At 64.4% G+C, this 10,077-nt stretch carries 12 protein-coding genes; 6 read left to right on the top strand and 6 right to left on the bottom strand.

From position 1 onward, the window contains the following. Window positions 1-368: 368 nt before the first annotated feature. From ACEN88_RS16825 to ACEN88_RS16815, 3 genes are read left to right on the top strand one after another with little or no spacing between them, the layout of a single operon-like run. The gene (locus tag ACEN88_RS16825; RefSeq protein WP_413341348.1) at window positions 369-1,070 is read left to right on the top strand and encodes a MotA/TolQ/ExbB proton channel family protein; all 702 of its coding nucleotides are present in this window, start codon (window positions 369-371) and stop codon (window positions 1,068-1,070) included. Then, entirely contained in the window at window positions 1,060-1,479 is a 420-nt protein-coding gene (locus tag ACEN88_RS16820) for an ExbD/TolR family protein (RefSeq protein WP_413341346.1), read from the top strand. Before ACEN88_RS16825 ends, ACEN88_RS16820 begins: the two co-directional genes overlap by 11 nt. A 2-nt stretch (window positions 1,480-1,481) precedes the next feature. Continuing rightward, on the top strand, window positions 1,482-2,903 hold the full coding sequence (locus ACEN88_RS16815) for a hypothetical protein (protein WP_413341344.1): 1,422 nt from the start codon (window positions 1,482-1,484) through the stop codon (window positions 2,901-2,903). On the opposite strand, the gene ACEN88_RS16810 is transcribed toward ACEN88_RS16815, so the two are convergent. Next, window positions 2,893-3,705 (bottom strand): AraC family ligand binding domain-containing protein, encoded by an 813-nt coding sequence (locus tag ACEN88_RS16810; protein WP_413341342.1) that lies wholly within the window; start codon window positions 3,703-3,705, stop codon window positions 2,893-2,895. The genes ACEN88_RS16815 and ACEN88_RS16810 overlap by 11 nt on opposite strands. Window positions 3,706-3,770: 65 nt before the next feature. Between ACEN88_RS16810 and ACEN88_RS16805 the strand changes: the two genes are divergently transcribed. Further along, window positions 3,771-4,127, top strand: a complete 357-nt coding sequence (locus ACEN88_RS16805) for a cupin domain-containing protein (RefSeq protein ID WP_413341341.1) — start codon at window positions 3,771-3,773, stop codon at window positions 4,125-4,127. Between the two features lie 12 nt (window positions 4,128-4,139). On the opposite strand, the gene nth is transcribed toward ACEN88_RS16805, so the two are convergent. Together nth and rsxB are read right to left on the bottom strand one after the other, a co-directional pair. Beyond that, entirely contained in the window at window positions 4,140-4,787 is a 648-nt protein-coding gene (nth, locus tag ACEN88_RS16800) for an endonuclease III (RefSeq protein ID WP_259448886.1), read from the bottom strand. 7 nt (window positions 4,788-4,794) lie between these two features. Further along, the gene (gene rsxB / locus ACEN88_RS16795; RefSeq protein ID WP_413341339.1) at window positions 4,795-5,481 is read right to left on the bottom strand and encodes an electron transport complex subunit RsxB; all 687 of its coding nucleotides are present in this window, start codon (window positions 5,479-5,481) and stop codon (window positions 4,795-4,797) included. A 170-nt stretch (window positions 5,482-5,651) separates the two neighbouring features. Between rsxB and ACEN88_RS16790 the strand changes: the two genes are divergently transcribed. Further along, the gene (locus tag ACEN88_RS16790) at window positions 5,652-6,131 is read left to right on the top strand and encodes an RcnB family protein (protein ID WP_413341337.1); all 480 of its coding nucleotides are present in this window, start codon (window positions 5,652-5,654) and stop codon (window positions 6,129-6,131) included. Window positions 6,132-6,295: 164 nt separating this feature from the next. Then, window positions 6,296-6,706, top strand: a complete 411-nt coding sequence (locus ACEN88_RS16785) for a VOC family protein (RefSeq protein WP_413341336.1) — start codon at window positions 6,296-6,298, stop codon at window positions 6,704-6,706. 53 nt (window positions 6,707-6,759) lie between these two features. On the opposite strand, the gene ACEN88_RS16780 is transcribed toward ACEN88_RS16785, so the two are convergent. The 3 genes from ACEN88_RS16780 to fdxA all read right to left on the bottom strand — a co-directional run bounded on the left by ACEN88_RS16780 (window position 6,760) and on the right by fdxA (window position 9,778). Further along, window positions 6,760-7,995 carry a polyhydroxyalkanoate depolymerase gene (locus ACEN88_RS16780; RefSeq protein WP_413341334.1) on the bottom strand — a complete coding sequence of 412 codons (1,236 nt, stop codon included), beginning with the start codon at window positions 7,993-7,995 and terminating at the stop codon, window positions 6,760-6,762. A gap of 234 nt (window positions 7,996-8,229) precedes the next feature. Beyond that, window positions 8,230-9,321: an NAD(P)/FAD-dependent oxidoreductase gene (locus ACEN88_RS16775; protein ID WP_056123168.1), complete on the bottom strand. Its 1,092-nt coding sequence runs from the start codon at window positions 9,319-9,321 to the stop codon at window positions 8,230-8,232. A gap of 133 nt (window positions 9,322-9,454) precedes the next feature. Continuing rightward, window positions 9,455-9,778 (bottom strand): ferredoxin FdxA, encoded by a 324-nt coding sequence (gene fdxA, locus ACEN88_RS16770; RefSeq protein ID WP_413341332.1) that lies wholly within the window; start codon window positions 9,776-9,778, stop codon window positions 9,455-9,457. Window positions 9,779-10,077: the final 299 nt, after the last annotated feature.

Raw genomic sequence — 10,077 nt, 5'->3', positions numbered from 1 at the left:
GTCGTACGGCGCGCCGATGAGGAACAGCGGCCGCGCCCGGCCCGCTTGCTGCCAGCCGGCCCACGGGCGCGACCGGTCGCAGAAGCGCGCCTCCAGCCCCAGCGCCGTCAGCAGCGGTTGGTAAAACGCGAGCGCCCGGTCGAAATCGCCGACGCCGATGAAGACATGGGAAAACATGGTCGCCTCGTCGTGAAAATACCATTCATCATACTGAAATTTTGCTAATAACTAATTTTATGCGTATGGAATAGTGGATTTCCACAAAATGGTAATTTTCATTGCTATTAAAGTGTAATTTAGTTGCCAAACAAAGAATCATCTGTGCTAAATTGGCGCGTAAATCAGTTGTTTCCATTGAAAGGAAGACGATGTCCCGATTGCGCCGCCTCGGCCTGTATGGCCTGCTGTCGACTGCCTTCCCGGCCCATGCGCAGGGCCTGAACATCGCTTCCGAGCTGCTGCATGGCGGCATGGGCATCGTCGCGATCGGCGCGTTGTCCGTGCTGGCGCTGGCCGTGACGTTCGAGCGGCTCGCCAACTTCCGCCTGGCGAAAGTGGCGCCGCCGGATCTGGCCGCGGAGGCGGAGACGTTGTGGCGCACGGGACGCTTCGACCAGTTGCGCGAACGGGTGGCCGACGGCGACAGCAGCCTCGCGCGCATCCTCGGCTGGATGGTCGAACAGCGCCACCTGCCGGCCGAAAAACTGGCGTCGCGCGTGGCGGAGATGGCGGGCGTCGAACTGCGCCTGCAGCAGCAGAAGGCGTACGCGCTGAACGTCGTCGCGACGGTCGCGCCGATCGTCGGCCTGCTGGGCACCGTCATCGGCATGATCGAATCCTTCCACGTCATCGCGTTCAACGGCATGGGCGATCCAACCCTGCTGGCGGGCGGCATCTCCAAGGCGCTCGTCAACACGGCGGCCGGCCTGTCGGTGGCGCTGCCATCGCTGGCCATGCACCACGTCTTCCGCAACCGCATGGTCGGCATCGGCATCGCGCTGGAGCGCCAGCTGAACCGCGTGCTGGACGGCATGCCGGCGCGCACGCTGGAGGTCGTCCATGCGCATTGATCTCGGCGACGACGAACAGCCCGAGATCGGCCTGATCGCGCTGATCGACTGCATCTTCTTCCTGCTGATGTACTTCATGGTCGCGACGTCGTTCCGGCACCCCGACGGCGAAAAGCCGGAGAAGGACATGCCCATCGTGCTGCCGACGTCACAGGTCAGCCTCGATCGCGCGAAGGCGGCGCCGGCGCCGCTGGTCATCGGCGTCGATGCCGGAGGCGGCCTGTATATCGACCGCAAGGAAGTGTCGACGCAAGCCCTGCACGACCTGCTCAAGCGCGAGGCGGCACGCGATCCGGCGCGGCCGGTCCGCATCGACGGCGACCAGTCCACGCGCTACCAGGACATCGTGCACGTGCTCGAGCTGTGCCAGTTCGAGGGGCTGACCCACGTGTCGATGCACACGCGCTGACGATGTTCGCCGACGATACTCCGAGGCTCGCCCCGGCCTTCGGCCCCCTACGGCGGCATCCGTTCATCTTCCTGTCGCTCGTGCTGCATGCGGTGCCGCTCGTCGCGCTGTATCACTTCGGCACCCAGCGCATCGAGATCGCCCAGCGCGAGCGCCAGCAGCGGCAGGTCGAATCGGGCGCACGGCTGACGGCGCAGGCCCGCCTCGAAAAGCGCGTGCACGACATGGCGCGGATCCAGTCCCTGCTCGCACAAAGCGCGGGCAAGCAGCCTGCCGGGAACAAGGAAGACGAGGTGCAGTTCAGCGCGCAGCCGAAGGCGCCGGACGAATTGCTGAAGCAGGCGAAGGACCTGGCGCGCAAGATCGACGAGATCGAGCGCGACACCAAGGCCGAGCAACTCGCAAAGCTGCTCGACATCCCGAAGGAAAAGGCGTTGGAACAGGTCGCGGAGAAGGTCAAGGCTGAGGCGCCGCCTGCCGCCGAACCGCAGACGCCCGCCGAAGCGGCGGCGCAGATCGAGCAGCTCGAAGCGAAGGCACGCGTCGCGCTGGAAGAGCGCCGCCACCAGCTGGAGCAGCAGCAGAACGGCGTGCAGGTCGCGGCCGACGCGGCGGGTGCGGCGCAGCGCGGCGCGGGCAAAGGCAATGGCAAGGGCGACGGCGAAGGCAAGGGTGACGGCCAGGGCAACGGCCAGAGCGGACAAGGCCTCGGGAACGGAAGCGCCGGCGGCGTGGGCCGTCAGATGCTGGACCGGATCGCCGCGTTCACGAATCCCGACCTGCCGGATCGAATGACGAAGGCTTACCTCGGGGGCGCGGGCACCATGTTCGGCGGCGGCGTCGCGCACATGCCCACCGTCGACGCGGCCACCATGGTCAAGGGTACGGGCCGGATGATCGGCGCGGGCGGCACGTACGCGAACCGCGTCTGGGTCAACCGCTGGTACCTGATCGGTCCATTCGACGGACGGCACGGCGCAGGGCTGTTCGCCAATTACCATTATCCGCCCGAGCAGGGCGTCGTGCTGGATGCCGCCTATTGGGGCAAGGGCGGGCGCCTCGTCAAATGGGACTACGTCGACATGGCGCGCTATCCCCTGGAGCCGCCCGTGCACGCGGAAGACGCCGTGTACTACGGCTATACGGAGTTGATGCTCGACGCGGAACAGGACCTGACGATCTGGGTCGGCGCGGACGACGATGCGCAGCTGTGGCTCAACGACCGGCTGGTCTGGGAAGGAGGAAACGCCAACAAGGACTCGTTCTTCGGCCAGGTCTACGAGACGCGGAATACCTTTGTGCGCGACTACAACCTGAACGAAGGCAAGCGCGTCGTGCACTTCCGGAAGGGCCGCAACAAGCTGTTCTTCAAGCTGTCGAACGGGCCGACGCGGATCTTCTTTTCGCTGGTCCTCACGAAGTGAATGCGGCGCCGCGCTGCATCTTTTGCCAGGCCGACGGCGTCACGCCCACGCTGCCCTTGAAGCGCCGCGTCAGGTGGCTCTGGTCCGCGAAGCCGCATTCCAGCGCGACGGCGGCGAGCGGCGTGCCGCGGCGGATCAGGGCCTGCGCCTGCGCGACCCGCACGGCGTTGAGGTACACGTGCGGCGGCATGTGGTAGGCGGCGGTGAAGGCGCGGGTCAGGTGCGCGCGCGACAGGCCGGCGACCAGGGCCAGGTCCGAGACGGTGATGTCGTGCGCGTAGTATGTGCGGATATGGTCCTTGACCCGGGCCAGCGTGGCGGCACCGATGGCGGCCGGCCCCACGCCGGCCTGCGGCCGTTCGCCATGGCGCGCCAGCATCGTGCCCAGGAACGCACGCATCAGCGTTTCCGCGCGCAGCGATTCGGCCGCTGTCTGCGCCAGGCTGGCGGACAACGCCCCGAATGCCTCGGCCAGCTGCCGGTCGGCCGCATGGGGCTTCGCAAAATACCGGTTGCCGTCCACGCAGCTGGCGACGAATGCAGCGGGGACGTACCACATCGTGTAGCGGAATCCATCGGCCGTCCCGCGGCGGCCGTCATGGTCGTCGTCCGGGTTGAAGAGGACCAGGTCGCCGGGCCGGCTGTCGTACTGTGTGCCCTTGCAGCGGAACCGCTGGATGCCGTACGTCGTCGCGCCGAGCGCGAAGCAATCGTGGCTGTGGCGCTCGAACGCGTGGTCGGAAAAGTCCGCCCGCATCAGCGTCACGCCGTTGGTCAGCGCCCCGAAAATGGCCTGGTTCATGCAACGATTGTACAAGACCCGACGTCCGGCGGCGCCCCACAATGGGCTTTTCATCGGGAGGCATGATGCACGCTGCAATCGATCTGGCCGCCAAGCTGGCGACGTTTACGGAAGCCTTTCAGCCCCGCACGGTGGCCCTGTTCAACGGCCACGACGTGATGGTCGCGAAGCTGCGCGGCGAATACCACTGGCATGTCCACGACGACACCGACGACTTTTTCCTGGTGCTCGACGGGCGCGTCGAGATCGATCTCGAGGATGGTTCGACGGTGACGCTCGATCCGGGCCAGATGTTCGTCGTCCCCAGGGGCATGCGCCACCGGCCGCGCGCGCAGGGAGAGGCGCACATCCTGCTGATCGAGCCGACGGGCACGCCGAACAGCGGCGACCCGTTGACGGCGGCGCCGCGCCGGGTCATCTGAGTCGGGCAGCGTTCACGCGTCCTTCGGCGCCGGCGTTTTGTCCTTGTACTCGCACAGGTCGTTGATGATGCAATTCCAGCACTTGGGCGTGCGCGCCACGCACGTGTAGCGGCCGTGCAGGATCAGCCAGTGGTGGGCGTCGTGCAGGAAGTCCTTCGGCACGAATTTCAGCAGCTTCATCTCGACTTCGTCGACGTTCTTGCCCGGTGCGATCTTCGTGCGGTTCGCGACGCGGAAGATGTGCGTGTCGACGGCCATCGTCGGTTCGCCGAACGCGGTGTTCAGCACGACGTTCGCCGTCTTGCGGCCCACGCCGGGCAGGGCTTCCAGTGCCTCGCGCGAGCGCGGCACTTCGCCGCCGTACTGGTTCACGAGGATTTCGCACGTGGCGATGACGTTCTTCGCCTTGTTGTTGTACAGGCCGATCGTCGAGATATACGTCTTGAGCTCGTCCAGGCCCAGGTCGAGGATCGCCTGCGGCGTGTTCGCGACCGGATACAGCCTGCGGGTGGCCTTGTTGACGCCGACGTCCGTCGACTGCGCGGACAGCAGCACGGCGATCAGGAGTTCGAACGGCGTCGTGTATTCGAGTTCGGTGGTGGGATGCGGATTGGCGTTGCGAAAGCGCGTGAAGATCTCGAGGCGTTTGGCGGGATTCATCGATGCGTCAGTCTTTCTTGTCGGAGGCGGCTTTCTGTTTCGCGCGCTCGATGGCGGCGGCGATGATCGCGCGCTTGCGTTCCTTTTCCGCCAGCTCCTCCGCCGTATTCGTCGTTTCCGCCGTCACGGCACGCATCTTTTCCAGCGCCTTGGCGGCCAGGCGCGCGTCGTTTTCTTCCTTTTCGCGGCGCAGGCGCTCCGTGCGGAAATCGTGGCGGGCGCGCGCGGCGTCGGCCTCTTCCTGCGACCACGCGGCCCAGCCAGTCGGCTCGGCCGCAGGGTCGTCCGTGCGCGGGATCATCGCGATGCAGTCGACGGGACAGGGCGCCACGCACAAATCGCAGCCCGTGCACAGGCTCGGGATGATGGTGTGCATCTGCTTGGCGGCGCCGAGGATCGCGTCGACGGGGCAGGCCTGGATGCACAAGGTGCAGCCGATGCACAGGCTCTCGTCGATGAACGCGACGGGACGGGGCCGCTCGACGCCGTTGGCCGGGTTGATCGGGATGACGGGCCGGCCGGTGACCCGCGCCAGCCGCGCGACGCCTTCCATGCCGCCGGGCGGGCACTGGTTGATCTCGGCTTCGCCGCGCGCGATCGCTTCCGCGTACGGACGGCAGGCGGGATAGCCGCACTTGGTGCACTGGGTCTGCGGCAGCAGGTCTTCGATCTGGTCGGCGAGCGTCTTGGTCACGGCGGTGCTACTTCGAAACTGGATAGACCGTCATTATCCGCTAAAAGCCCAATGCAGTCGAAATGCACTTGGGTAATTCAAACTGCATACTTTCGTGATGCAACGTACGGAGTGCAAGATGAGTCTGGTGGTCTACTGGAGTCCAGGCAACGAATTACATGGAGGGTCTTATGAACAAGAAGCACCTCGCGATGTCCACGTTGCTGGCGGCGCTGCTGAGTGCTGCCGGCGCATCGAGCTTTGCCCAGGACCGCTACCACGGTGACCGTGACGATAGCCGCTATAGCCAGCGCGACAGTGACGGTGGCGACCGCCGCATCGACAATCGGAGCGACCGGCGCGGTGACGACCGCTACGAGCGCCGCAATGACGATCGACGCGACGGCTATCAGGCCCGCGGCGGCGGCCGCTACGGCGACGAAGGTTCCGGCGGGGCGCGCCGTTGGGATGGTGCCGGACCCAACCACGATATCCGCCGCGGCGGGCGCCTGCCGTCGCGCTACCGGAATCACCAATACGTCGTGGACAACTGGCGCGACCACCATTTGCGGCCTCCGCCGCGGGGCTATCACTGGGTGCAGACGGGCGGCGATTATGTGCTGGCGGCCATTGCCACCGGCGTCATCGCAGACCTGATCATCAATCACTGACGCCGCGGGCTGCCTTCAAGGCGGCCCCGGCAGGTGAAACACCGGGCCGTTCCCGTTCGCGGGCGCGGCCTTCTGTTATTCTTGATGCGCCAACAACAAAAGAAAGGAGGACATCGTGTACCACGCATTCCTGGACCATTCACTTCACCGAACCAGCGACCTTTATGCAAGCGATTCCAACGATCTATTTTCCCGGCCTGTGCGCCGAAGCCCTTTCTTTTTATCGTGACGTCCTGCACGCCGACGTGCTGTTTCAGTTGACGGCGATTCCCGATGCACAACCACGGTTCCTCGAGCCCGGCAGTCCCGGCAAGATCATCCGTGCCGGCCTGCGCTTCGGCGAGTCGACCATCTATTTCTCGGAAGGCCACCACCCCGGCCAGGCGCCCGCGTTCGCAGGCTTCTCGATGAACCTGCACGTGGACAGCGCGGACGAGGCGGCGCGCATCCTGCAGGCGCTGGGCGAGGGCGGCGACGTCCGCATCCCGTTGCGCCCGACGGCGTGGGCGGATGCGTTCGGTGCCGTCATCGACCGCTACGGCCTGCACTGGATGATCGAAACGGGCACGCGTTAACGAAAAATGCCGCGGTCCAGGCCGCGGCATTTTCAAAGGGACATTCGCAACGCTCAGGCGTTCTTGCGGATAAATTCACCGATCATCGGGCAAATGATCTCGCGCCAGCGGCGGCCCGAGAAGATGCCGTAGTGGCCGCACTTCGGCGCCGTGAACTGCTGCTGCTTCTCGGCCGGGATGCCGGTGCACAGGTCGTGCGCGGCATGGGTCTGGCCGGCGCCGGAGATGTCGTCCAGTTCGCCTTCGATGGTGAACAGCGCCACGCTCTCGATGTCTTGCGGACGCACGAGCTGGCCGCCCACTTGCCACGTGCCTTTCGGCAGGCGGGTTTCCTGGAATACCGTTTTAATCGTTTCCAGGTAATACTCGGCCGGCATGTCGAGGACGGCGTTGTACTCGTCGTAGAACTTGCGGTGCGCTTCCGCCGAATCGTCGTCGCCGCGCACCAGGTGCTGGTAGAACTCGCGGTGGCTCTGGGCGTGGCGGCCCGGATTCATCGCGATGAAGCCGGCGTGCTGCAGGAAGCCCGGATAGACTTTGCGGCCGAAGCCCGGGTAATTGCCCGGCACGGCATAGACCACCGTGTTCTCGAACCACGAGTACGGCTTTTCGACGGCCAGGTCGTTGACGGCCGTCGGTGACTTGCGCGGGTCGATCGGACCGCCCATCATGACCATCGACTTCGGCAGCCTGGCATCCTTGTTCGTCGCCATCAGCGAGATCGCGGCGAGCACCGGCACGGTCGGCTGGCACACGGAGATCACGTGCACGTCCGGGCCCAGGTGGCGGATGAAGTCCTGCACGTAATAGATATAGTCGTCCAGGTGGAACGGACCGTCCGACAGCGGCACCATGCGCGCGTCGACCCAGTCGGTAATGAAGACGTCCTGGTCCGGCAGCAGGGCGCGGACCGTGTCGCGCAGCAGGGTCGCATGGTGGCCCGACAGCGGGGCCACGACGAGCACCGTCGGCTGCTTGAGCGCGGCAAAGTCCGCGTCGCTCATGTCTTTCTTGAAGTGCAGCAGCTTGCAGAACGGCTTGCTGACCACGGGGCGTTCCACGATGCCGACCGTCTGCCCGTTGATGATGGTCGAGGTCAGGCCGAAAGCAGGTTTCTCATAGTCCTTGCCGAGGCGGTACATCAGCTCGTAGCCGGCAGCGATACGCTGCGAAAACGGGGTGTGCGCGAACGGTGAGACTGGATTCGAAAACAGTTTGGCAGAGGCATCGGCCCACTGCATCAGCGGGTTCAGGAAGGAGCGTTGCATCTCGTGCAGTTGATAAAGCATAATTTTTCCTTCATGACTCTGTGCGCAATTGCAATCGTTTGCGCTACGTGTGCGGTGAATTATAGGCTCATTCGGCTTGGCGTGGGGCAACAACGAGCCTGAGTCACAATCTGTTTATTACTGCGTTGCACAATATGTATCACACTTGTCAGCACCCGGTTCGTTAAGTGCACTACATAAGAAAAATGCCCCGCACAGGCGGGGCATTTTCGTCGTGACTGAGTTACGGAACGGTCAATCGAACACAGGCGTTTCGACGCCGAGGATCTTGTGCAGCTTCGGCGACGTCGTCGTGTACTGCATGTGGATCTTCTTGTCCGGGAAGATGTACGGCGCGGCGCCGAAGGCGGCCAGCGCGGCTTCGTGGAAGCCCGACAGGATCAGCTTCTTCTTGCCCGGGTAGGTGTTGATGTCGCCCACAGCGAAGATGCCCGGCACGTTGGTCTCGAACTTCTCGGTGTCCATGACCTTCAGCTGGCGGCGTTCGATGTCCAGGCCCCACTCGGCGATCGGGCCCAGCTTCGGCGACAGGCCGAAGAACACCATCAGCATGTCCAGCGGCACGCGGCGGGTCACGCCGTCGGCGCCGGTCACCTTGACTTCGGACAGCTGGCCATCCTTCTCATCGAAGCCGGTGACCTGGCCGGTGATCAGTTGCATTTCGTAGTCTTCGCACAGCTGCTTCATCTTGGCGACGGAAGCCGGGGCGGCGCGGAAGTCTTCGCGACGGTGCACCAGCACGACGGATTCGGCCTTGCCGACGAAGTTCAGGGCCCAGTCCAGCGCGGAGTCGCCGCCGCCGCAGATGACGAGGTTCTTGCCTTCGAACAGGCTCGGATCCTTGACGCGGTAGAACAGCTGGCTGTTCTCGAACTTCTCGATGCCGTCGACCTTGATCGTGCGCGCCTGGAACGAACCGACACCGGCAGCGATGAAGATGGTCTTGGTGATGAAACGGGTACCGGTCGACGTTTCGACGTTGAAGCGGTGGTCTTCACGGCGCTGGACGGTGGTGACTTCCTGGCCCAGGTGGAAGGTCGGCTCGAACGGCTCGATCTGCTTGAGCAGGTTGTCGGTCAGTTCCTGGCCGGTGCAGACGGGCACGGCCGGGATGTCGTAGATCGGCTTGTCCGGATACAGCTCCACGCACTGGCCGCCGACGGCCGGCAGCGAATCGATCACGTGGGCCTTGATCTCCAGCAGGCCCAGCTCGAACACCTGGAACAGGCCGACCGGGCCCGCGCCGATGATCACGGCATCGGCTTCGATGGCGCCGGCAAAGGAGCTGTTGGGAGCGATGGTGCCCACTTCGGGGGTCGTAGTCATGCTGATTTCCTGAAAATTATGTACGGTAGGTAGGCGAGGGCGGATAGTGTGCCACGAATGGCGCACACCTGCAGGGACCGGCAAAGGACGCCGGCCACGGCCGGCGCTCCGGCGGGCCGGCGTTCAAGAACGATTAGCGGGCCAGTTGGTCCAGCTTGCTCTTGACGTCCTTCCACTCTTCCGCGTCCGGCAGGGCCGGCTTGGTCTTGGTGATGGACGGCCAGTTGCGTGCCAGTTCGACGTTGAGCTTGATGAATTGCTGCTGGTCCGACGGCACGTCTTCTTCCGCGTAGATCGCGTTGACCGGGCACTCCGCCACGCACACGGCGCAGTCGATGCACTCGTCCGGGTCAATGGCGAGGAAATTCGGGCCTTCCCGGAAACAATCTACCGGGCATACATCCACGCAATCGGTATAGCGACAACGGATGCACGATTCGGTGACAACGTGGGTCATAACAGTCCTATCAATGAGTGGAAGCGGCGGCGTGTATTGTTCGAAAAGCGTTCGCCGGACGCGGCAAAGCACTGTATTTTAGGGCAATTCTGCTTCTACGACAAATCAGGCTTATACACAATACACATAAGCAAATGTATTCGGAGTCCGCTCGCCGGGCCGCTTCCAGGGCTCATCGAAGCCTGTCCGTAGCCCCCAGGTCCACTACCGCCGTCGTCGCGACGGCCGCGCCGGAATCGTCCGTCACCGTGACCGTGGTCAGCGCCACGGCCGCCGGCGGCGCGCCCGCCGGACCGGAC

The organism is Massilia sp. CT11-108 (assembly GCF_047302915.1).
GTDB lineage: Bacteria > Pseudomonadota > Gammaproteobacteria > Burkholderiales > Burkholderiaceae_D > Telluria > Telluria orientalis.
Note: the sequence above shows the minus strand (reverse complement) of the source record. Positions and strands in the feature narration are given on the sequence as shown.